Source organism: Mucilaginibacter ginsenosidivorax, assembly GCF_007971525.1.
In the GTDB taxonomy this organism is placed as follows: Bacteria; Bacteroidota; Bacteroidia; order Sphingobacteriales; family Sphingobacteriaceae; genus Mucilaginibacter; species Mucilaginibacter ginsenosidivorax.
Window position 1 is genome coordinate 4,431,563 of the sequence record NZ_CP042437.1, and the last position, 24,921, is coordinate 4,456,483.

The 24,921-nt window shown below is 43.1% G+C and carries 16 protein-coding genes; 14 read left to right on the forward strand and 2 right to left on the reverse strand.

The annotated features are described in order from the left end of the window. Positions 1-13 precede the first annotated feature (13 nt). The 5 genes from FSB76_RS18550 to FSB76_RS18570 all read left to right on the forward strand — a co-directional run bounded on the left by FSB76_RS18550 (position 14) and on the right by FSB76_RS18570 (position 11,891). Complete coding sequence (locus FSB76_RS18550; RefSeq protein WP_147055908.1) at positions 14-1,300, forward strand: lytic transglycosylase domain-containing protein; 1,287 nt, start codon at positions 14-16, stop codon at positions 1,298-1,300. Between the two features lie 118 nt (positions 1,301-1,418). After that, positions 1,419-3,695, forward strand: coding sequence for an NADP-dependent malic enzyme (locus FSB76_RS18555; RefSeq protein WP_147055910.1), 2,277 nt, complete (start codon positions 1,419-1,421; stop codon positions 3,693-3,695). A 33-nt stretch (positions 3,696-3,728) separates the two neighbouring features. Beyond that, entirely contained in the window at positions 3,729-4,313 is a 585-nt protein-coding gene (ruvA, locus tag FSB76_RS18560) for a Holliday junction branch migration protein RuvA (RefSeq protein ID WP_147055912.1), read from the forward strand. A gap of 34 nt (positions 4,314-4,347) precedes the next feature. Continuing rightward, positions 4,348-11,376 (forward strand): T9SS outer membrane translocon Sov/SprA, encoded by a 7,029-nt coding sequence (gene sov / locus FSB76_RS18565; RefSeq protein WP_449406762.1) that lies wholly within the window; start codon positions 4,348-4,350, stop codon positions 11,374-11,376. A gap of 14 nt (positions 11,377-11,390) precedes the next feature. After that, positions 11,391-11,891, forward strand: coding sequence for a YcxB family protein (locus FSB76_RS18570; protein ID WP_147055914.1), 501 nt, complete (start codon positions 11,391-11,393; stop codon positions 11,889-11,891). 392 nt (positions 11,892-12,283) lie between these two features. On the opposite strand, the gene FSB76_RS18575 is transcribed toward FSB76_RS18570, so the two are convergent. Next, positions 12,284-14,089 carry a hypothetical protein gene (locus tag FSB76_RS18575; RefSeq protein ID WP_147055916.1) on the reverse strand — a complete coding sequence of 602 codons (1,806 nt, stop codon included), beginning with the start codon at positions 14,087-14,089 and terminating at the stop codon, positions 12,284-12,286. A 153-nt stretch (positions 14,090-14,242) separates the two neighbouring features. On the opposite strand from FSB76_RS18575, the gene FSB76_RS18580 reads away from it, so the two are divergent. The 9 genes from FSB76_RS18580 (at position 14,243) to FSB76_RS18620 (ending at position 23,358) form a co-directional block, all read left to right on the forward strand. Then, complete coding sequence (locus FSB76_RS18580) at positions 14,243-15,739, forward strand: MiaB/RimO family radical SAM methylthiotransferase (protein WP_147055918.1); 1,497 nt, start codon at positions 14,243-14,245, stop codon at positions 15,737-15,739. Between the two features lie 40 nt (positions 15,740-15,779). Further along, the gene (locus FSB76_RS18585; protein WP_147055919.1) at positions 15,780-16,160 is read left to right on the forward strand and encodes a four helix bundle protein; all 381 of its coding nucleotides are present in this window, start codon (positions 15,780-15,782) and stop codon (positions 16,158-16,160) included. A 26-nt stretch (positions 16,161-16,186) separates the two neighbouring features. Further along, a complete protein-coding gene (locus FSB76_RS18590; RefSeq protein WP_147055921.1) occupies positions 16,187-17,440 on the forward strand; it encodes a sigma-54 interaction domain-containing protein in 1,254 nt (417 codons plus the stop codon). A 5-nt stretch (positions 17,441-17,445) separates the two neighbouring features. After that, entirely contained in the window at positions 17,446-17,961 is a 516-nt protein-coding gene (locus FSB76_RS18595) for an LptE family protein (RefSeq protein ID WP_147055923.1), read from the forward strand. A gap of 21 nt (positions 17,962-17,982) precedes the next feature. Then, complete coding sequence (locus tag FSB76_RS18600; protein WP_147055925.1) at positions 17,983-19,458, forward strand: hypothetical protein; 1,476 nt, start codon at positions 17,983-17,985, stop codon at positions 19,456-19,458. A gap of 14 nt (positions 19,459-19,472) precedes the next feature. Further along, positions 19,473-19,814 (forward strand): preprotein translocase subunit SecG, encoded by a 342-nt coding sequence (gene secG, locus FSB76_RS18605; RefSeq protein ID WP_147055927.1) that lies wholly within the window; start codon positions 19,473-19,475, stop codon positions 19,812-19,814. Between the two features lie 240 nt (positions 19,815-20,054). Continuing rightward, on the forward strand, positions 20,055-20,330 hold the full coding sequence (gene groES / locus FSB76_RS18610) for a co-chaperone GroES (RefSeq protein ID WP_090641441.1): 276 nt from the start codon (positions 20,055-20,057) through the stop codon (positions 20,328-20,330). 170 nt (positions 20,331-20,500) lie between these two features. After that, positions 20,501-22,135: a chaperonin GroEL gene (gene groL / locus FSB76_RS18615; protein ID WP_147055929.1), complete on the forward strand. Its 1,635-nt coding sequence runs from the start codon at positions 20,501-20,503 to the stop codon at positions 22,133-22,135. 434 nt (positions 22,136-22,569) lie between these two features. Continuing rightward, positions 22,570-23,358, forward strand: coding sequence for a mechanosensitive ion channel family protein (locus FSB76_RS18620; RefSeq protein WP_147055931.1), 789 nt, complete (start codon positions 22,570-22,572; stop codon positions 23,356-23,358). Positions 23,359-23,565: 207 nt separating this feature from the next. Here the strand turns inward: FSB76_RS18620 and FSB76_RS18625 are convergent, their stop codons facing one another. Then, on the reverse strand, positions 23,566-24,912 hold the full coding sequence (locus tag FSB76_RS18625; RefSeq protein ID WP_147055933.1) for a DUF58 domain-containing protein: 1,347 nt from the start codon (positions 24,910-24,912) through the stop codon (positions 23,566-23,568). Positions 24,913-24,921: the final 9 nt, after the last annotated feature.

Consider the following 24,921-nt stretch of genomic DNA (forward strand, 5'->3'; position numbering starts at 1 on the left):
CAAATCCAACTAAATGAAGAGATTATTTACGCTTACCATCTGCCTGTCGCTGTTACAAATCATTCAAGCTAATGCTCTCCCGTCTGTAAAGCAAAGTCATCATTTTGCTGCTTTTCATGGCGAAATTAATGCCGATACCATCATTTTGCCGGTTATAAACCATCCGTTGCCAATAGGCGCGCAAGGCAATATTTATAAGCGCCGTCTTGACTCGATCAGGAAGGATATCCAGCTTGATTATAATGAGTATGTGCAAAGCTACATTGAGCTATACATGCACAACCGCGATGAAATGGGCCAGGTTGCCGGCCTTACCAGGTATTATTTTCCTATTTATGAGAAGGCCTTTCATGATGCGGGGATTCCCGACGAAATAAAATTTTTATCGATAGTTGAGTCTAAACTTGATCCAAACGCAGTATCGCGGGTGGGGGCAACGGGTTTGTGGCAATTTATGGGTACTACCGCTAAAATATATGGACTAAACATGAATGAGTATGTTGATGAACGCCGCGACCCAATACAAGCAAGCTATGCTGCAGCAGCCTATTTAAAGGATGCGTACCAGGAATTTGGCGACTGGCTGTTGGCAATAGCATCATACAACTGCGGAAAAAGTAATGTGGAACATGCTATGGAAAAAGCAGGTGGCGGTAGCGATTTTTGGGCTATACGTCAGTATTTGCCTGCCGAAACACGTGGTTATGTACCTGCTTTTATAGCCATGAATTATGTGATGAACTATTTTGGCAAGCATAATATTGTAGCGCAGGCCTGTAACTTTTCCTTGAAGACGGATACTGTTATGGTTAAAAAGTTTGTGTCGTTAAGTAATGTGGCCCGTGCTTTAAATGTGGGCATCAGTGAAATAACTATCCTTAACCCAGCCTATCGCAGGCTAATTGTAAACGGTACACCAAAAGCCCCACGCAGGCTTATCCTTCCGCAAACCGCTAAAGAGAACTTTGCTGCTCTATACAATGTATTAAATAGTGCCGGGGATGCAGTAGCTCCTATGGAGTTTGCCAGGCCTGCCCCGGTTTATGCGGTAGCGGCCCCTGCCGCCCATTCGGCTTATGTAGATGTGCCAAAGTCTGATCGTAAGATAACTACCTATCATAAAGTAAAAAAAGGGGAGACCCTGGCCGGTATAGCCGACTTGTTTGGCTGCGAGGTACATGATCTTAAAGTATGGAACAACCTGGAGAGCAACCGGGCCCCTGTTGGTAAAACAATAAGGGTTGCTGCCGGTGGCGATATCTCGGCAAGTGTATCTGCTGATACAAAACCGACGTTGTAAACGCAGGATAATATCTGCTTAAAGAATAGCCCGATTTTGACATGTTTCAAAACCGGGCTATTTTATTTCAGGTTACCATAAAAAGAATTGTAATTTTAGGCGCTTGAATTTTGAGAAGATGAACAAGAACAACCGTAAACAGGACGCGCTGAATTACCACTCCATGGGCCGTCCCGGGAAGATACAGGTAGTGCCCACCAAGCCTACCAATTCGCAACGAGATTTAACCATGGCTTATTCGCCTGGTGTTGCCGAACCCTGCCTGCGCATAGCCGAAAATGTTGACGATGTATATAAATACACCGCAAAAGGCAACCTGGTAGCTGTTATCAGTAACGGTACTGCCGTGTTAGGCCTGGGCAATATTGGCCCCGAGGCCAGTAAACCGGTAATGGAGGGCAAGGGCTTGCTGTTTAAAATTTACGCTGATATTGACGTGTTCGACCTTGAGGTGAATGCTAAAAGCGTGGATGAATTTGTTGCGATAGTAAAAGCGCTTGAGCCTACATTTGGCGGTGTAAACCTTGAGGATATTTCGGCCCCAACCTGTTTTGAGATAGAACGCAGGCTTAAAGCCGAAATGAACATCCCTGTAATGCACGATGATCAGCATGGTACGGCTATTATATCGGCCGCTGCTTTGATGAACGCCTGCGAAATTCAGGGCAAAAAGCTGGATAAAATAAAGCTGGTAGTTAATGGTGCAGGTGCCGCCGCAGTATCCTGTTCAAAAATGTACCTTTCTATAGGAGTTAAAAAAGAAAACCTGGTGATGTTTGATATCAACGGTGTGCTTGACCAGCACCGTACCGATCTGGACGATATCAGGATGGAGTTTGCCACCACCCGTACCGATGTAAAAACATTATCGGATGCCATGAAAGATGCCGACGTATTTGTTGGCCTGTCTGCCGGTAATGTGGTAACCCCTGCCATGCTGAAATCGATGGCTAAAAAGCCGGTGGTTTTTGCGATGGCCAATCCCGTTCCCGAGATTGATTATGATTTGGCAACTGCCGCCCGTGAGGATATTATCATGGCAACCGGCCGGTCCGATTATCCTAACCAGGTAAATAACGTGTTGGGTTTTCCGTACATTTTCCGTGGCGCGCTTGATGTAAGGGCTACCGCTATTAACGAGGAGATGAAGATAGCCGCTACCCACGCTATTGCCGAAATGGCCAAAAAACCGGTACCCGAGGCAGTTAACCTGGCTTACAACATTACCAACCTTAAATTTGGCAGGGATTACATTATCCCGAAACCGATGGATCAGCGGCTGATAACCGAGGTATCTATGGCGGTAGCTAAAGCAGCTATCGAATCGGGCGTTGCCCGTAAGGTAATTACCGATTGGGATGCCTATGCAGAGGAACTTAGGTCGCGTTTGGGCAACAACGACAAACTACTGCGCAACCTTACCAATAAGGCCAAGCAGAGCCCCAAAAGGGTGGTGTTTGCCGAAGCAGATAATTATAAGATCCTGAGATCGGCCCAGATAGTAAAGGATGAAGGTATTGCTACCCCAATATTATTGGGTAACATAGAAAAGATAAAACGGATCATGCGCGAAAACGAGCTTGACCTGGGCGATGTACAGATCATCGATCCTCGTGAGGGCTGCGAAAACATGGACGAATACGTTAATTATTTATACAATAAACGCCAGCGCCGCGGTATTACCTTATATGAGGCCAAAAAACTCATGGTCGACCGTAATTATTACGGCGCCAGTATGGTGCAGTTTGGCCGGGCCGATGCGCTGATATCGGGCTTGACAAAAGATTACGTAAGTACCGTAAAACCGGCACTGCAAATTATTGGCACCGAAGAGGGCGTAAACCGCGTGGCGGGTATGTATATGATGATAACCCCTAAGGGCCCTGTGTTTTTTGGCGATACCACCGTAAACGTGAACCCAACGGTGCAGGAACTGGTAGATATTACCGTATTGATAGAACGCTCGGTAAAACGCTTCAATATTAGCCCAAGGGTAGCTTTATTATCGTACTCCAACTTCGGATCGAACGAGGGTGCAATTCCCGAAAAAACAAGGGAGACGGTAAAAATACTGCACGAAAAATATCCCGATATGGTTGTTGATGGCGATATGCAGGCAAACTTTGCACTGAACTCCGATCTGCTGGCCGATAACTTTCCATTCTCAACACTAAACGGAAAGCCGGCCAATACGCTTATATTTCCTAATCTTGAATCGGGTAACATCGCATACAAATTGCTGCAGGAAATTGGCGGCGCCGAAGCGGTTGGACCGATATTGTTAGGTTTAAAAAAGCCGGTGCACGTGTTGCAGTTAGGCAGCTCGGTTCGCGAGATTGTGAACATGGTTACCATTGCGGTAATTACGGCGCAGGCTAAAGCAGCGAATCAATAGTTTTTTGATAAACAAAAGAATAAAATAATATTTATGTACGATTATATTAGTGGTAAACTGGTTTTTAAAAGCCCATCGCACGTTGTTATTGACGCGGGCGGCGTAGGTTATCATATTAATATATCGGTAAATACATATTCAAGGCTTGGCGCCGATGAAAGCTGCAAGCTATATATATGGCAACATGTAAAAGAGGATGCGCTCACCCTGTACGGTTTTGCCGATGATGGTGAGCGCCGCTTGTTTATGCACCTGATCTCGATATCGGGTATCGGGCCAAATACAGGCCGTATGATGTTATCTTCTATAACGCCGGCCGAGATTCAGGCCGCTATTGTAAGCGGTAATGTTTCGCTTATTCAGCGTATTAAAGGGATTGGCCCAAAATCGGCACAAAGAATAATTTTAGAATTGCAGGATAAACTGCGCAAGGAAGGCCCGGATACCCTAACCGTTGTGCCAATAAATAAAACTGCTAAGGATGAAGCACTTACCGCCCTGGTAATGCTTGGCTTTGCCCGCAATACTGCCGAAAAGGTATTGGAGCAGGAATTGAATAAAAATAGCGGCGATTTAACTGTTGAACAACTAATTAAATTTGCTTTAAAAACCCTATAATTACGTATAAATTTCGACTTGACTTTTGATAAGAATATTTACTTATAATATTATTATAAGTGTATTGGTAATTCTCACTTTTGGTGTGCTCAGCGGCGCGTATGCGCAGCAGCAAATACCGAAAATAAGGACCGATACGACCCGGAAAAGTGTGCCACTTGACTTAGCCCAACCCAAAAATGTTAGGGTCAGGGAGGGTATTTTTAGTTCCGATCCTCCGGGACTTGTGCGCACCGTTGAATATGACGCTGCAACAAACCGCTATATTCTGTACGAACGGGTGGGCAATTTGCTATACCGGCCGCCGCAATACCTCACCTTTGCCGAATATTTAAAACTTACCGATAAATCAAAACAGCGTAACTACTACAAGCAGTTGGCAGATAACTATGCCTACGATTCGCAGCAGCCGGGCTTTATTCCTGTCATAAAAGTAAGGAGCCGCACGTTTGAGCAAATTTTTGGTAGCCAGAACATTGATATCCGTCCGCAGGGATCGGCAGAAATGATATTGGCCGGGCAGGTTAATAAAAACGAAAATCCTTTATTTAATACCAGGCAGCGCAGCCAGTTTAATTTTAATTTCGACCAAAAGATTCAGCTTAATGTAACCGGTAATATTGGCGATAAATTGAAAATTACCACCAACTACAATACCGATGCGCAATTTCAGTTTGAAAACCAGGTAAAGCTGGATTATACAGGCTCGCCCGACGAGATCATCCAGAAAATAGAAGCCGGTACCGTAAGCATGCCGCTGCCAACCACGCTGATAACCGGTAGCCAGGCGCTTTTTGGTGTAAAAACCAAGCTGAAATTTGGTCGGTTGGATATTACCAGTATTTTATCGCAACAGCGGTCGCAGTCGAAAACAATTACGATAACCAATGGTTCGCAGCAGGGCGAATTCAGGCTTACACCCGCGGATTACGAAGCCAATAAGCACTTCTTTTTATCGCAGTATTTTCGCAATAACTATAACAAGGCGCTGGCCAATATCCCGATCATCAGCTCCAATATCAACATTACAAAAATCGAGGTTTGGACAACTAACCGTACCAACGTAACCACCGATTCAAGAGATATATTAGCTTTTCTTGACCTTGGTGAAAATAAACCTTACAACACCTCAAGAATACAGGGTGGTGCTGGTTTTAGCGGCTTGCCGGCCGGCTTTAAAGGACCAGGCTTTGCGCAGCAGTCCAACTCATTGTTAACAAATCTGCCTGCCGATGCAAGGCAAACAAACTCAAACGCAGTAGCCAGTTATTTTCAATCAACAGGCAATACAGATAACTATGCCAAGCTCACTTATGCCCGCAAACTCACCGATAAGGAATATACGCTCCACCCGCAATTAGGCTATATCTCGCTTAATTATCCTTTAAATAACGATGAAGTTTTGGCGGTTGCTTATCAATACACCATCAACGGTGTACAATACCAGGTGGGGGAGTTTAGCAGCGATGTAGCGGTTGACCCCAATACGCCTAAAGTGTTATTTGTAAAATTGCTGAAAAACGAACTGCTGAAAACCAATTTGCCTTCGTGGGACCTGATGATGAAAAACATCTACTCACTGGGCGCGTTCCAGATTGCTCCAACCAATTTTAAATTGACAGTGACCCGGCTTGATGATAAATCGGGTATCGAAAAAACAGTGATGGAGGAAGGGGCCAACCTTAAAGGCAAACTTTGGCTGCAGGTTGCGGGGCTTGATAATCTTGATCAGCAAGGCGCTAAACAGCCCGACGGGTATTTCGATTTTTTGGAAGGAGTTACTATAGACTCGCAAAACGGCCGCATTTCGTTTCCTACTATTGAACCATTTGGGTCGGATTTGGCAGCTAAGTTTACCGCCGGCGAAACGGACCTTACCAAGCGTTACGTATATCAGCAGCTGTACGATTCTACAAAAACAATAGCACAGCAATATTTCCCGGCCTTAAACAGGTACGTGATCAAAGGTACCTATACTTCAACTGGCGGTTCTGAATACCAGCTGAACGCTGTAAATATTCCACAAGGATCAGTTACTGTAACAGCAGGCCAGCTTAAACTAACTGAGGGTACAGATTATACGGTTGATTACAACTCCGGCCGGATAAGAATATTAAACCAGGCTTTGCTGTCGTCGGGCCAAACCATCAGCGTAAAGCTGGAAAATAATGAGTTGTTTGGGGTTCAACAAAAGTCATTATACGGATCGAGGTTTGATTACCATGTGAACGATAAGCTGAATTTGGGCGGTACGCTGATGCATCTTACCGAGCAGCCTATTACTCAAAATGAAACAGCAGGAGAGGAATCAATATCTAATACCATATGGGGTTTTGATGTTAACTATAGTTCAGATTCGCGCATGCTTACGCGCCTGGTTGATAAAATACCGCTGATCCACACCAAGGCGCCATCGTCGGTTACCTTTTCGGGCGAGTTTGCCCAGTTGTTGCCCGGCAGCCCCGGCGCGTTAAATTTTGCCGGCTCAAAAAACGGTACATCGTACCTGGATGATTTTGAAAACAGTCAATCCATCATCGATATAAAAAGTGCCAACGCCTGGCAAATTTCGGGTACACCGCAGTTATTCCCCGAAGCCAGCCGGTTTGATGACCTGAGCTATGGTTACAACCGCGCCCGCCTTGCATTTTATAATATCGACCCTATATTTTATACCAACTCTAATAACATCGCCATATCCAGGGCCGACCTGTCCAACCATTACGCAAGGCAGGTTCTGGAGCAGGAAGTATTCCCTTATAAGCAGTCGAGCACCGGGCAGCCATTAACCCTGGCTACACTGAACATGGCGTTTTATCCAAATGTGCGCGGTCCGTACAACTATACTACTACGGGCTTTAATCCCGATGGTACTTTACAAAATCCAAAGACACGCTGGGGCGGTATGTTCAGGAAATTAGAGACCAATGATTTTGAATCGTTAAACGTATCATACATTGAGTTTTGGGTGCTCGATCCTTTTATCTACAAACCTAATTCGGCGGGTGGGGATTTGTACTTCAATTTAGGCAGTATATCCGAAGATATATTGAAGGATGGCCGCAAGAGTTTAGAGAACAGCCTGCCCGTAAACGGCGACTTTACCCAGGTTGACGAAACCAACTGGGGAAGGGTATCTAAACTTCAACCGGTTATTAACGCATTCGACAATAATCCTGATGCACGCCGTTTGCAGGATGTGGGTTTGGATGGATTGAATGATGCCGACGAGCAGAAAAAATTTGCCCCCGTAGTTAACCAGGTTAAAGGACAGCTGAGTGCACAGGCAGCAACCAATTTTGCTAATGACCCATCGTCGGATGACTATCAGTACTACCAGGGCTCGGCACTTGACCAGGCAAGGTTAGGTATCCTTGACAGGTATAGTAAGTATAACGGTACCGATGGCAACTCCAAAACATCGCAGCAATCGCAGGCCGAACTGGGGATCCAAAATTCGGCGTCAACCTCATTACCCGACGGCGAGGATATTAACCGCGATAATAACATGAGCCAGGAAGATTCGTACTTTCAGTACAAAGTATCTATCCGCCCGGGCGATATGGTTGTTGGGCAAAACAACATCAGCGATAAGGTAACGGCCAACGTTAAACTGCCCGATGGTACAACTCAATCCGTAAACTGGTACCAGTTCAGGATCCCGATTACTGATTACCAAAGTAAGGTTGGTAACATTGGCGATTTTAAAGCCATTCGTTTTATGCGGATGTTCATGACCAATTTTGCCGATACCGCCATCCTTCGTTTCGCGACATTGGAATTAGTGCGCGGCGAATGGCGGGCTTTTAATATCGAGAGAAATCCGCTTAATGTTATTGCCGATCCATCTATAAGCAACCCTCCTTTAGATAACTCCGTGCTTGATGTGCAGGCAGTAAATATCGAGGAGAATGGTAACCGTACGCCCATCCCTTACGTGGTACCTCCGGGCATTCAGCGCCAGCGTAACTATAACAACCTGCAAACAAATACCAAGCTGAACGAGCAATCGCTGTCGCTGAATGTAAAAAATCTGCGAGATGGTTATTCAAGGGCCGCTTTCCGGACATTTTATAACGATTTACGCAAATACAAACGCGTACAAATGTTTGTGCACGCCGAAGGCGAGTTGCTAAAAGACGATGACCTGAACGCGTTTTTACGACTTGGTGTTGACTACCAGGATAACTATTACGAGTACGAAGTACCTTTAAAGATTACGCAGCCGGGCACCAGCAGTCCCGATGCCATATGGCCCGATGCCAACGCCATTGACTTAGAACTTGGTTTGCTTACCCGTGCAAAACTTGCCCGTAACCACAGCAACGTATCCTTTAACCAGGTATTTAAATATACCGAAGGCACCCAAACTGTTTATATAAAAGGCCAGCCCGACTTAAGCCGCCTGCGTACCATTATGATTGGTGTACGTAACCCTTTAAAAGGCAGCCAGGCAACCGGCACCGATGATGGGCTGGATAAAACAGGTACGGTTTGGTTTGATGAACTGCGCTTAACTGATTTTGACCAGCGTGGTGGCTGGGCGGCTACAGCAAGGCTGGATACCAAACTGGCCGATTTTGCCGACGTTACCGTATCGGGCAGTAAAACTAGCATAGGTTTTGGTACGCTGGATTCACGGCTGAACGACAGGAGCCAGAGCGATAACCAGGTTTACGATATATCCGCCACTGCAGAGTTGGGTAAGTTTTTCCCGGCTAAAAGTGGGATCAGCATACCTGCCTACATTAATGTGTCGTCGCAAACAAGCATGCCTCAGTATGACCCGGGGGCGCCAGATATCGAACTAAAGCAATCACTTGCTGCAGCCACAAGCACCAAAGAGCGTGATTCGATAAGGAACGCGGCGGTTGATTACACATTCCGAAAAAGCTTCAACTTTACCAACGTACATAAAACAAAGCTTGACCCTACAGCCAAAAACCATGTTTGGGATATCGAGAACCTGAGCGCCAGCTACGCCTTTACACAATTTACCCATCATGATTTTACAACCCAAAGTGATTTAGAAAAAACTTATCACTTTACCTTTGCCTATAATTATACCAACGCGCCCAAATACTATAGCCCGTTTGCTAAAATTATTAAAAGTAATTTGCTGGCACTGGCACACGATATCAACTTCAGCATTTTGCCATCAAGATTAAATTTCAGTATTAATTTTGATCGGTTTTACTCGGAGAATACACTGAGGGATAACGACCCTAATAATTTTATCCCTATACCAACAACTACGTTTAACAAATACTTTAACATTACCAGGGTATATGGCATAGGCTGGAATTTATCAAAATCGTTATCGTTAGATATCGATGCCACCAATCTATCGGTTGTTGATGAGCCAGCCGGGCGCATTAATGGTTTAAAACGTGATACGCTTTGGGATAACCTGAAAAAGTTAGGCCGTACTACCAACTACAACCACACTATCAACATCAATTATACGTTGCCTATCAACAAAATTCCGGGGATGGACTGGACATCTGTAACCACCCGTTACAGCACCCACTTTAACTGGCAAACCCAGCCTTTGTTTGCCATTAATGATCCTTCGTATGACGTAGGTAACAGTATAAGCAACCTGCGCGAAATCCAGGTGAACCCTACCTTTAACATGGTATCGTTATATAACAAGTTTCCATTTATACGCAAGGCCGGTAACCCTAATTCGCCGGGTGGCATTAGCAAGGTGCTAATTGGCCTGCTTACCAGTGTTAAAAATGTAAGTGCTACTTATTCGCGCAAGCAAGGCATCTATTTACCCGGCTATCTGCCTCAATCAGGTATTTTTGGCGAAAACTCAGATTACAACGCGCCGGGCATAGGCTTTTTATTAGGCAGCCAAACCGATATCCGTGCCAAGGCAGTGGCCAACGGATGGATATCTACAGATACACTGCAAAATCAGTTGTACACAAAATCGCTTAATGAGGATATGCACTTCAGGGCTGTTCTTGAACCAATCCCGGGCCTTAAGATTGACCTCATCGCTTTTAAAACGCAGGATCATAACTACCAATCAAACTTTAAATACCTGGCCGCAACCAACAGTATAGAATCGTTAAGCCCGGTTACCACAGGTAACTATAGTGTCTCTTATTTAACTATAGGTACGGCGTTCAAAAAAACTACCGGTATTAATAATACATCGCCGCTGTTTCAGCAAATGCTTGCCAACCGTTCCATTATATCGCAAAGGCTTGCCGCGCAAAATCCTAATTCAACGCAATTGGTAGATTCTGTTGGGCTTAGAGATGGATACGGCCAAAACTCACAAAACGTGCTGGTGCCTGCGTTTTTGGCTGCCTACACAGGTAAAAAAGCGGCGAAGGCCAGTACATCGCAGTTTCCTAAAATACCTATACCCAACTGGGATGTAAGGTATAGCGGCCTGGCCAAAATTCCGTTCTTCGCCGATATTTTCGACTCGTTCGATCTGAGCCATGGTTACCGCTCATCATATAACGTAAACGGATTTACCACGCTGCTGCAATACCAGGAGGCTAACGGTGCCAGCAGCGCGCGCGATTTAAATAACGACTTTTTGCCGCTTTACCAGTTTTCGCAGGTTACCATATTTGAGCAGTTTGTACCTTTGCTGGGGGCCAGCGCCAGGTTTAAAAACAGCATGACCGCCAATGTAGAGTTCAGGCAGAGCCGTACGCTTAGCCTAAGCCTGCTTAACAGCCAGCTGGCGCAGCAAAACGAAAAGATAATGGTTTTTGGCTTTGGCTATCATACCAAAAACTTTCACTTCCCGTTCGGCCTGTTCCCCGGTGGTAGCCCTAAGGATGTAAACTTTAAGCTCGATTTCTCGCTACGCGATAATAAAACCCTTATTTACCGTGCCGACGTAGCAGCCGCAGAAATATCATCAGGTGCACAAAATATTACCGTAAGGCCATCAATTGATTACGTGATAAACCAACGTTTTAACCTCAACCTGTTTTATGATTCAAACATCACCCGGCCGTACACCTCGCAAACGTTTAATACCGCGTTTACCAATTTTGGCATTAACCTGAAATTGTTGCTTCAATAAATTATATTAGTGGGATGGAAGATATCAAGGTTACCAGCGCGATAGATTTTAAGACTTATCTGATCATTAGCCTAAGGGCATCATATAACAGGAGTTTAGTTATATTAACCATTATAGCTTTTGCTTTTCTCCAATATTCCACATTTTCAGATTCGGCGTTTACATGGAAAGATGAGGTTTTTTTAATATCTATATATGGAGGAATTTTGGGGATTGTATTGCCACTAACCATTTACTTTAAATGCAAGCACAATATGAAAACCGTTCCATATTTAAGCGAAACGCTATTATATATTGTCAATGACGAAAAAATTGAAGTTAAGGGAGATTCCATCAGTAACAGTACCAACTGGCAGTATGTAACTAAGCTTATCGAACGGGAAAAGTATTTTTTGCTTCGCCGGGCTGCACGTAATTTCAATTACCTGCCAAAAGATGGCTTTCAATCCAAAGAAGATATGAACCGGCTTAAGGCCATTGCCAAAGAAAAAGGCATCAAATTTTCATATAAATAATTGCTAAATTACAAATGATTTGGGCTATTTGATAGGGCAAATGCATTTAAAGTGGGTTAACATAACTTAACACATTTTGGATAATGTATTTATAATTATTTGATAATCAATATCTTGTATTTTATCATGGTTAACACTAAACTGATGTATCGCGCAGTTTAGGTGCATCAAATATTGGGGCCTGCTCTTGGCCAATACGGATACCTAACGGACCTGGATATTTTAACCGGGATCAGGCAATAAAAACAAGGTATCGTTTAATGCTTATATCTTCCCAACGTCATAAGCCTATTCCGTTAGCTATTATATAATAACAGCTTATCGCCGGTAACTATTTAGATGAATTTGCTTAGGGCTATTTGATTCGTGAAATTCGTTTTAATTGGAGCGAATTAGTGTGAATCCATTTCTTTCGCCGCCTTTTTATCGGCCCTCCTTTTTTTGCGTTCGGCTTTCCTTACCAATCTTTCCTGCTTGTTTTTTTTGTGTTCGGTTAAGCGGCCCATCGCGGCCTGTTGCGATTTTTCATCCAGGCCGGCACATTCTTTTATGCCCTGTAACAATGTGCGCCAAACAGTTTTAAAAAATGGCGACTCCTTTGGCCGCAGGTAATTAACATCCGCAAAGCGCGGGGCTTTGCCGGCAGCATCGGGGTTGTTACGTTTTATTACAAACAGGTTGGCAAATATGGATATGAGCTGCTGCTTTTTTAAACGGTTGTTGGCGGTATCGGCTTCCAGGATAGATACCTTTAAATCGTTATATAATAATGATATCCGCCCCTTAAAGGCCTTGCTGTTGGCATGAATATCAAAATTAAATTGTTTGATATTGCCCGATGTTATCTTGAGCATGGCCAGCGGTACGGTTGCCTGGTTAAGCTTGTTGGCAACCATCGGACTAAGTGATCCTTTATAATTGAATGAGCCATCGGCATCGGTTAAATTAAACAGAAATTGCACATCCAATCGCCCACGGTTCATGAAGTAGCTGCTGAGGTGTACATCGGTGATGTTATTTTTAGCTATGGACGCCTTGTTTGTGGTAACGTTGTGAAATTCGCCTTCCGTGTTGTCAAATTCAACCGATCCGGTTTTTTTTGTCTCGGCATTATATTCAGAGTAGGATACATTGATATGCTTTAACCGGATGGTATCTATCGTCAGGTCGGCATCGGTATTGCGTACCAGCACATTTGGGAAGGTGGATACTTTATCTGCCGGTACCTGCCCGGCCTTATGAGGGTTGCCAAATACCCTTAGGGCACCATTGGCAAGCTCAAGGCTTGATGCCCGTAAGCGCCGGTACTTATGGTAATTCAAGAAATCGAAGTTGTTGAGTTGTATTGAATCTATCCCCAGCGTAAAACTATCACTTTGGCTTTTGTTAAAAAACAGGTCGTTTTTTGCGGCCTGTAATTGCAGGCCCCTGATGTTGAGCCGCGCATACATGGTTGATAGTTTAAGGTGTTTTATTTTATAATCGTATAAGCCGTTATCTGTTTTGCCGCTGTAATTATTTAGCTCGGTAACAATGTCCTTACAATATAAAAGCCTCGATTTGTCAGTCTGGGTGACCGAATCGATGAGCAGGTCGGTAGCGCTCAGGTTCATCTCTTTAAGGGTTGATATTACCACCTTGTGGCCCGAGTAGTCTTCGTATTTAAATTTTACGTCGTTAAAATAAATATGATCTACGCTTATAGAGTGCAGGCTTTTTGAAATTTTTTGCCAGGCTGTGCGGCGATCTTTTAAAACGGTATCCTGTGTATGGTTAAGCGCGTAGCTAACATTCAGTTCGGGCTCATTCAAAATTATTTCGTTTATTTTTAGCCGCTGCCTGAAATAATAGCTGAATGGGTGTATGTGTTTTAAAATGAGCTTTTTTACATGCAGGGTTACCAGGTTATTAGGTGCCAGGTGCTGCCCCTTTTTACGATTATAAAGCGCGGTATCCGGGATAAGGCTAATGTCGTATATGGTAACTTTTCCTTCCAGTAAATGCAGTTCGGCCCTGGTAAAATCGGCCCGGTAAAGGCTGTCGCTACCGGTTAAAACGGCTTCGCGTACCTGCGTGGCTAAAATAGGGGCCAGGTAATGGTTAAGGATAAGGGCAATAATAAATACTATAAGTACCGGTACCAACACAAAACTAAATGCTATTTTTTGCCACTTATGCCTTAAAAATTTAAGCTTCATTTAAAGATATCCGTTTACTTTATAGTGTTACTGGTACTGTTATACGTATAGAATCAGAAATATAGCAATAAAATTTCGATTTTGTTAAATACTGACAATATGTCATCCGTGTATTTAAATTTTATGTATTTTTGCAAACTAATTTTTAATTGAATGATGGATTTAGTTCTTCCGGATAAGGTACATGATGAGAGCAGGCAGGGCGAGGCTTTAGTTTTAGAGCAGCCGGTGACGGGTAAAAATAATGGCCGTAAACTTTATATTGAAAGTTATGGCTGTGCAATGAATTTTAGCGATAGCGAAATTGTTGCGTCCATATTGTCTGAACAGGGTTTTGAAACCACCGGCGATCATAATTTGGCCGATGTTATATTTATAAATACTTGCTCTATCCGCGAGAATGCCGAAACCCGTGTGCGTAACCGCTTAAAGGAGTTTGCTATTACCAAGGTTAAAAATCCGGGTTTGGTGGTAGGTGTGTTGGGCTGTATGGCCGAACGCCTGAAATCGAAATTTTTAGAAGAAGAGAAACTGGTTGACGTAGTTGTTGGCCCCGATGCATACCGCGACCTGCCTAACCTGATAGACCAGGTTGATAGTGGCCAGAAAGCCGTGAACGTATTGCTATCCCGCGAGGAAACTTATGCGGATATCAGCCCGGTACGTTTAAACAGCAACGGTATTAACGCCTTTGTCTCTATTATGCGTGGCTGCGATAACATGTGCTCGTTTTGTGTGGTGCCTTTTACCCGTGGCCGCGAACGCAGCCGCGACCCACAATCAATAGTAGCCGAATGTACCGATCTGTTTGATAAAGGATACCGCGAGGTTACTTTGTTGGGGCAAAATGTGGATTCGTATAAATGGAAGAAGGACAGCCCCACCCAACCCTCCCCGGAAGGGAGGGCTTTAGAAACTGAAGTTGATCAAAAAGTCTCCCCTACCGGGGGAGATTTAGAGGGGGCTGTCAATTTTGCCAACCTTTTGGAAATGGTGGCGCTCATTAATCCCGATTTGCGCGTTCGCTTTTCTACGTCGCACCCTAAGGATATAACTGATGAGGTTTTATATACTATTGCCAAATACGATAATATTTGCAACTATATACATCTGCCGGTGCAATCGGGCAATACCCGCATCCTTGATTTGATGAACCGCACTTACGACCGCGATTGGTATATCAACAGGATCGACGCTATCCGCCGGATTATCGGCGACTGCGCAATTTCTACCGATGTAATAACCGGCTTTTGTACCGAAACCGACGAGGAGCATGCCGAAACCGTAAGCATGATGGATTACGTGAAATACGATTTTGCCTACATGTTTAAATATAGCGAGCGCCCCGGAACCTTAGCCGCGAAACGCTATGCTGATGATATCCCCGAGGAAGTAAAGCAAAAACGACTAACCGAGATAGTAGCCAAGCAGCAGGAATACTCTTACTACCGTGCGCAGGCACGCGTTGGTAAGGTAGAGAAAGTACTTATTGAGGGCTTCTCCAAAAAATCAAAAAACGATTATTGCGGCCGCAGCGATCAAAACGCCATGGTGATTTTCCCGGTAGCCGACAACTACAAACCCGGCCAATATGTGAACGTTTTGATTGAAAGGACTACTACGGCTACGTTGATAGGGAGGGTTGTATAGAGTCAAGAATCAAGAGTCAGGAATCAAGACCGAAGCACATATGCGGCATAATTTTAAGAATTTGAAGATATGGCTAAAGGCAATGGACCTGACAGATATGGTTTTTGAATTTAGCAAGGAATTACCCGCTAATGAAAGATATAATTTGATTGATCAGATAAACAGGAGTTGTTGTTCCGTCCCCTCAAATATTGCTGAGGGATCTGGGAAAAATACCGATAAACATTTTGCCGAATTTTTATCGATAGCAATTTCATCATCATTTGAATTGGAAACACAATTATTAATATGTGAGCGTAGAAAATATGGGTCGGTAGGTAAACTAAAGGAATGTATAGATTTAGTTTCTGAAGTTCAAAGGATGTTATTTTCTTTCAGAGAGTACATCTTAAAAACGGAAGTTAAAAGTTTTAATTCTTGACTCTAATCTCTTGACTCTTCTTCAATATGGAAATACAAGAAATAAAACAACGCTTCGGGATCATTGGCAATTCGCCATTGTTGAACCGGGCCATAAATATAGCCAACCAGGTGGCGCCTACAGATATTTCGGTACTGATTACCGGCGAAAGCGGGAGCGGTAAAGAAGTGTTTTCGCACATTATACACCAGATGAGTCCGCGTAAGCATGGGCCTTTCATCGCGGTGAACTGTGGGGCTATACCCGAGGGAACTATCGATTCAGAATTATTTGGTCACGAAAAAGGTTCTTATACAGGTGCTGTTGGCGAACGTAAGGGTTACTTTGAAACCGTAAACGGTGGTACTATATTTTTAGATGAAATTGCCGAGATGCCTTTAGGTACCCAGGCCCGTTTGCTCAGGGTGCTTGAATCTGGCCAGTACATTAAAGTAGGCTCATCAAAGGTGGAGAAAACCAACGTGCGTGTTATAGCCGCTACCAATGTTGATGTTTATGATGCTGTAAAAAGCGGTAAGTTCAGGGAAGATCTTTACTATCGTTTAAATACGGTGCCATTAAAAATTCCGCCTTTGCGAGACAGGAAAGAGGATGTTTACCTGCTGTTCAGGAAATTTACATCTGATTTTACCGATAAATACCGTACGCCGCCAATTCAATTGGATGAAGAGGCGCAACAGGTGCTGATAAACTATAGCTGGCCGGGTAATGTGCGTCAGCTTAAAAATATGGCCGAGCAGTTAGCTGTATTGGAGCGCGATCGCATTATTACAGGGCCCACCTTGTTAACCTATATCCCCCAGGAGGCTAACGGCCGCAATTTACCTATGCGTGTGGGTAACCCCGGTAAGGAAGATTTTTCTGAACGCGATATATTGTACAAAGTACTGTTTGATATGAAACGCGATATGGTTGAACTGAAAAAGCTGGTGGCCGATATTATAGAACATGGTGGTGTATCAACCAATTACGCCAACCACTCGCAAACGCTTAACCAGTTGTATCGCGATATTGAAATTCCGGGCGGCCCCGAGGGACAATTTACTTTGCAGCAACCCGTTAATACAAATAGTAATAACAGCAATATCGTTGGTAACGATGCGTATAATATAACCCACGAAGCCGAGGAGGTAGAAGAATCGCTATCGCTGATTGAAAAAGAATCAGACCTGATCCGTAAGGCTTTAAAGAAACATAAAGGGAAACGTAAACTGGCTGCCAATGAACTGGGTATATCCGAGCGTACATTGTACAGAAAAATAAAAGAGTTAAATTTATAAGGTTGATGAAAAGGTTATACACAGCAATTGTTGTTCTAAGTTTAGGTTTACTTTCATCGTGTTATACACTTAAAAACTCGTCCATACCTATTGATGTAAAAACCATCAACATCCAGTTTTTTGAAAACAATGCACCATTGGTGGTAAATAACTTGAGCCAAACTTTTACGGAGGCGTTGAAAGACCGTATCCGGACCCAAAGCCGCTTAAGTATCGTTAGGAACGAGGGAGATGTGATCATGTCAGGTGCCATTGTTGGCTACCAGATTGCGCCGGTATCTATCGAGGCTACCAATAGCAATACCGCACCTATTGCCGGTGCAAACAGGTTAAGTATTACGGTAAGAGTGAAGTGCGTTTACGAGAAGGATAAAAAGGATAAAAATCTTAACTTTGAGGAAAGTATGACGAGGTTTGCCAATTATAAAGGTGATATTGGAACGCAGGAACAAAACCTTATCCAGGAAATTACCAAGCAATTAACCGAAGATATTTTTAACAGGGCCTTTTCTAATTGGTAGGCATTTCGTACTTTCAACCACGTGGATCAATATTTAAATAACAGGCAAAACGATATATTATGGGAGTTAATGGCCAACCCGGCCGATAACGGCCAGTTGCATAACTATGATTTGCAGCAGTTGGTTGATGAGTTTCCGCAAAGCGGCATATTAAGGGCCATGCTTGCCCACGCGGGTAACGGGAGCGATTTAAAACACGCTGCTGTTTACTTTAATCCCCGGTTGCTGCACAAGCTTATTAACGATCCTGAGAGCCTGCCTGTAGTTTCGGCCGGGCAAATTGCCGGTTTAAAAAATGGTGCCGCACCTGTTTACGCACCACCCGCTGCCGAAAGCGAAAACTATTTTAACATAGGTACAGCCATCGACATAACCGAGGAGCCACAAGGCCTCAATGGACCGGAAAATCAATTTGGAACAGTATTGGCCGGTGAACCGGAGCCTGAACCTGTAATAAAAGATGAGGCCAATGCTATAACCGATAGGGTGGAAGAGCCGGCTGTTGAAAATTTAGCTGTTGAAAACGATAAAACAGGGGATGAAGCAGCGGTTACTGTTGAAAAAACTGCGCCACCTGTTATACAACAAGAGACAGCTGAAGACAAGAACGAAGAAGATATAGAGGACGAGATTTTTGACGAAATTGTAGGTATCGAAAATATTAGCTTTAGCGGCAGTGTGTCTGACATCAAAGAGCAAATGGTTGAAGAAACTGAAACCGTGGAAGAAACGCCGGTTACTGCTACCACATTGACCGTTGCTGAACGAACGGAGTCTAAAAGCAATTCGGCCGACATTAATTTTGAAACAGAAAAGTGGATCATTGGGAGTATAGCTGCTACCGATTACTTTATGTTTGATAATTCGATAGCCGATCAAAAAGGTGCCGGCAAGCCTGTGTCTGTTGAAGCCGAAGAACTTCCCGTGCTGGCCAAAACCGAAGATACGGCCCAGGAAGCCGAAACGGTATCAAAGTATCATGATGAAAAGATGCCTTATTCGTTCATGTGGTGGCTTGATAAAACACGTAAAGAGTACGCGTCAACATATCAGCCATATTTGCCGCCGATTCAACCGCAGGCGCAGGTACCGCAAGGAATAACTACCGAAGAAAAAAAGGAACATGCTGCCGATGAACTGCAACAGCAATATTTTGAAAATATATTTCATGATAAATCGCTTCAGGACCTTGAAAATGCCCCCATACCAGATGCTCCCGAGATAAAACGCAAAGAAGATATCATTATTGAAAAGTTTATTAAGGAGGAGCCACAAATAAGGCCGCCATCAATAAACAAGATAGATAACGAGAATAAAGCCAAAAAGAGTTCGGAAGATAAAAACGAGCTGGTAAGCGAAACCCTGGCGCAGATATACGCCGATCAGATGCTATATCACAAAGCGATTGCTACTTATAAAAAATTGATGTTGAAATTCCCGGAAAAAAGCCGTTACTTTGCCCACCAAATTGAACAATTAGAAAAGAAAACGAATTAATATAAAATAAAGAAATGTACATTTTAATTATCCTTACCGTTATTGTATGCGCTCTGTTAGGGCTAATCGTATTGATCCAAAACCCTAAAGGCGGCGGTTTGTCATCTAATTTTTCAAGTTCACCGCAGCTGATGGGCGTTCAAAAAACAGGCGACTTTTTAGAAAAAGGCACCTGGGTATTGGCAATTACCGTAATGGTATTGGCATTGGCCATTAACGTGGTAGCCAAGGGTGGTTCGGCAAGTACCGCAAACCCTTTGCAAAACCAAATTGATAAAGCTTCAAAACCTTCGTCAACCGCGCCTGTATCACAGCCGTTGATCCCTGCAACACAAACTCCAAATAAAACAAAATAAGCTTACGCTTAGTAAATATAAAAAAACGGCTTTGGATTGTTCCAAAGCCGTTTTTTTGTGACCCGTTTAACTGACACGATGGCACGGGCAGGTTAAAATACTGTTAAGGGTAAAAAGTAAAAAAACGTTTTTGCTGCCATTACAACAGTTATGTATGTCAATATTTGCCATCGCCCGGCCTTGGCATAATTGATGAGGATTTGGTGGTTGAAAAACTTAAATAAACAAACAGTTATAACTATGTCATTAAACATTAAACCAATCGGCGACAGAGTGGTTGTAGAGGCTGCAGCAGCCGAAGAGAAAACCGCCTCGGGAATCATTATCCCTGATACCGCTAAAGAAAAACCTCAGCGTGGAACTATCGTTGCAGTAGGTAACGGTAAAGTAGATGAGCCTTTAACAGTAAAAGTTGGTGACCAGGTTTTATATGGTAAATATGCCGGTACCGAAATTACCTACGAAGGAAAAGAATATTTAATTATGCGCGAATCTGACGTTTACGCGGTACTGTAACTAATTATTGAATTATTGAAGGAATGATTTATTGAATTATCCTGCACAAACAATAATTCTTCAAACCCACAATCAAAAGTTAAAACGAAAATAGTTATTGGATGCTGAAAAAAAGATTAGGCGATCAGCCAATCAATAATTCAGTAATTCAATAATTCAAAACTAAAATCATGGCAAAACAAGTTAAATACAATGTTGAAGCACGCGACGCCTTAAAACGCGGTGTTGATATTTTGGCCAATGCGGTTAAAGTAACATTAGGTCCTAAAGGCAGAAACGTAATTATTGATAAAAAATTCGGCTCACCATCAATCACTAAAGATGGTGTTACTGTTGCTAAAGAAATCGAACTGAAAGATGCTTTAGAAAACATGGGTGCCCAGATGGTTAAAGAAGTTGCATCAAAAACTGCCGATATTGCAGGTGATGGTACTACTACTGCTACCGTTTTAGCACAAGCTATTGTAACCGCAGGTATTAAAAACGTAGCTGCAGGTGCAAACCCAATGGATTTAAAACGTGGTATTGATAAAGCTGTTGCAGCTGTTGTTGAGGATTTAAAAGCTCAATCGCAAACTGTGGGCGAAGACAATAACAAAATAAAACAAGTTGCTGCAATTTCTGCAAATAACGACGAGATCATCGGTTCGTTAATTGCCGAAGCTATGGCTAAAGTTGGTAAAGATGGTGTTATCACTGTTGAAGAAGCAAAAGGAACTGAAACTGAAGTTAAAACTGTAGAAGGTATGCAGTTTGACCGCGGTTACCTTTCTCCTTACTTTGTTACCAATGCTGATAAAATGGAAGTTGAATTAGAAAATCCTTACATCCTGATCTATGATAAAAAGATCTCTTCGATGAAAGAATTACTTCCTATCCTTGAAAAACAAGTACAAACAGGCAAACCATTGTTGATTATTGCTGAAGATCTTGATGGCGAAGCATTGGCTACTTTGGTAGTTAACAAAATCCGCGGCTCACTGAAAGTTGCTGCTGTTAAAGCACCAGGTTTTGGCGATCGCAGGAAAGCTATGTTAGAGGACATCGCTATCCTTACAGGTGGTACTTTGATCTCGGAAGAAAGAGGTTACAAATTAGAAAATGCCGACCTGACTTACTTAGGTACTGCCGAGAAAATCATTATCGACAAAGATAACACAACCATCATCAATGGTGCTGGTTCTGCCGATGAGATCAAAGGTCGTGTTGGCCAGATCAAATCTCAGATCGAATCAACTACATCTGATTACGACCGCGAAAAATTACAGGAGCGTTTAGCCAAATTATCTGGCGGTGTTGCTGTGCTTTACGTAGGTGCTGCTACAGAAGTTGAAATGAAAGAGAAAAAAGACCGTGTTGACGATGCTTTACACGCAACACGTGCTGCTGTTGAAGAAGGTATTGTTGCTGGTGGTGGCGTTGCCTTCATCCGCGCAGTAGCTGCTTTAGCTGATTTGAAAGGTGATAACGAAGACGAGAACACTGGTATCCAGATCATCCGTCGTGCTATCGAAGAGCCTTTACGTCAGATTTGCCAGAACGCTGGTATCGAAGGTTCAATCGTAGTACAAAAAGTTAAAGAAGGTACAGCCGATTTCGGTTACAATGCACGTACAGATAAATACGAGAACCTGATTGCGGCGGGCGTTATCGATCCAACTAAAGTTGGTCGTGTAGCTTTAGAGAATGCGGCTTCTATCGCAGCTATGTTGTTAACAACAGAAGTGGTATTGGCTGACGATCCTGAAGATGCTCCAGCCGGCGGCCCACCAATGGGCGGCGGCGGTATGGGCGGCATGATGTAATATAGCCCAGAGTTGAAAGTCTTGAGTCTATAGTCCGAAGTCGAAAGCCAAAAATAGCCAATGACTTAAGACTTAATACTTCGGACTCAAGACTGATGATACGTACTAAAAATGAAACCCTGTATGCTTTTGTATACAGGGTTTCTGCTTTTTAAAAGTCGCTCACAGTCATTTGAACGTAAACGGATGGTCATTAATTAATCATTTGATTAGTTTTTAAAATTATCTTAACAGCTTAGCTGTATTTTTGCGTAACAATCCTGAAAGATAGTTTCTTAGGCACAGGATTTGAATAGGTTAAACTGCTATGAAAAATATAACACAAAAATCAAAACAATTACACAGCGCCATAGTAGATTGGTTGTTGTTTAAAGGGCCAGAATTATTTATAACTATTTACGGTAAGTAATTAATTTTTACTTTTGCCTCCAGTTATGGAGTTAAAAGATTTTTATATTGATACGCACAAGTGGATAGTTGATAATTGGGTGCGTTACTCGTTCGGATTATTAGTTTTAATTGTAGGTCTTTGGTTCATCAAATTTTTAAGGTCGCGGCTACGCAACCGGATGCTTCAAAGGCAGGTACATTCATCTTTACAGCCCTTTCTTCTTAGCCTTACAATTACCAGTCTTTATATATTGCTTATAATTTCGGTAATTAATATTTTGGGTTTCCAGCTTACTATTTTCACCACTATAATTGGTGCGTTTAGCGTTGCTGCTGGTTTGGCCCTTTCCGGTACGTTTCAAAACTTTGCCGGCGGAGTACTTATATTACTGTTGAAGCCATTTGAAGTTGATGATAGTATAATAGCCCAGGGCCAGGATGGCAAGGTAGTATCAATCCAGATTTTTTACACTGTTTTAATCACTGCGGATAACAAGCAGGTAATTATTCCCAACGGAAAGCTTTTTAATGAGGTAATTGTAAACGTTACCCGCGAGGGTAAACGCCGGCTGGATTTTGAAATTAAGATTGCCTATGCCAATGACCTGGATAAAGTAAAGGCTATAATTAACGAGGCCATCGCTTCAAACCACGACTTGCTCACGGAGCCGGCAGCAAGAGTTGGCATCATCAGTATGGAGATAGACTCAGTACGCATCACCATAAACGTATGGGTAGAGCCATCCAACTTTTTAACCGCCAAAATAGCTCTGCAGGAAAAAATATTTAAGGATTTTAGCGCTAATGGAGTGGCGTTCCCGAAAGCGGGGTAAGGAAAGAGCGCCAAGAGTTAGGCCTCATGAATTTATTTAGAAACTGAGCAGCCCAATGATATTATGTTTTTGATATAGACCGGATGTGTAAATCATAACAACATCGGATGGTGAATATCAGGTGCTAAGATACCGTTTGCTTTTTTATTGTATCCCGATGGAGTGTTTTTGTCTTGATTCTTGACTCTTAATTCTTGGTTCTTCTTCCTAAATCTTCTGTTTAGCCTTCAATTCCAAATACTTGTTAATGGTATTAATCGTCAAATTTTGCGGTGCACTCAAAATAGATTGGATACCATATTTGGCCAGTTCTTTTACAATCAGTTTTTTATCGTAAGCAAACTTTTCGGCAATGGTTTTTATGTAGATGCCTTCCAGGTCGGTTGCCTGTTTTTCACTCAGGGTTTTAAGTTCTGTGTTTTCAAAAAAAACAACCAGCAGCAGGTGAAATTTGGCTATCCGTTTCAGGTAGGGCAATTGCCGGTTAAGGGCGTTCATACTTTCGTAATTGGTAAAAAAAACCACCAGGCTACGTTGTTTTATTACAGTACGTACGGTGCTGTATAGTAGTTCCATATTGGTTTCCAGGTAGCGGGTGCGCTCCTTATACAAAACCTCCAGTATCTTATTCAATTGCGACGATTTTCTGTCGGCCGGAATAACCGCGCCAATTTTTTCAGATGCAGTAATTAAACCGGCCTTGTCCTCTTTTATCAACGCTACGCTTGATAGTACCAGGCTTGCATTTATGGCATAATCCAAAAGGCTTAAACCCTCAAAAGGCATTTTCATGGCCCTCGATTTATCTATTATACAATATACATGCTGCGATTTTTCGTCGGTATAGGAGTTAACCATCAGGTTGCCCTGCCTGGCAGTGGCTTTCCAGTTGATGGTGCGGTAATCATCGCCGGCAACATAGTTTTTTACCTGTTCAAATTCCAGGCTGTGGCCAATACGGCGTATTTTTTTGATGCCGATATCTGTTAGCCTGTTGGATATGGCCATCAGCTCATATTTACGCATCTGGAGGAAGGATGGGTATACCGGCAATGTCTCGGCCTGCTCAAAAGTATAACGCCGCCTGATAAGCCCTAATGGCGATTTGGCATATACGCGGATATCGCCAAACTCATACTCGCCGCGTTTGGTAGGGCGCAAGCTATAGCTTATCAGTTTGCGCTCGTGGGGTTTTAGCGTTGTTTTAAACCAGATATCCCGTTTTTGAAACTGAAACGGAATCTCGTCAATAATGCCGATGCTAACATTAAACGGGTACCAGTTTTCAACATAAACACCCAGTTCGTTTTCGTCGCTGTTGCTTAACCTTTCGGGGGCATAGCGTTTAGCAAATACACCTTTGGCCGTTTTATAAAGCATGAGCACATCAATCAAAAATAGCAATACCAACGCCCAGAAAACCAATGCCGGTATAACCCCGAGCCAGGGAAAAAAGAATGATAGCACAAAAATTACCACGCTTATTCCCAAACCGGTAAACAGGCGGTTGGTTAAAAAAAGATCTTTATAAAACAGGCTGTAAATGTTTTTCACAAAAAATGG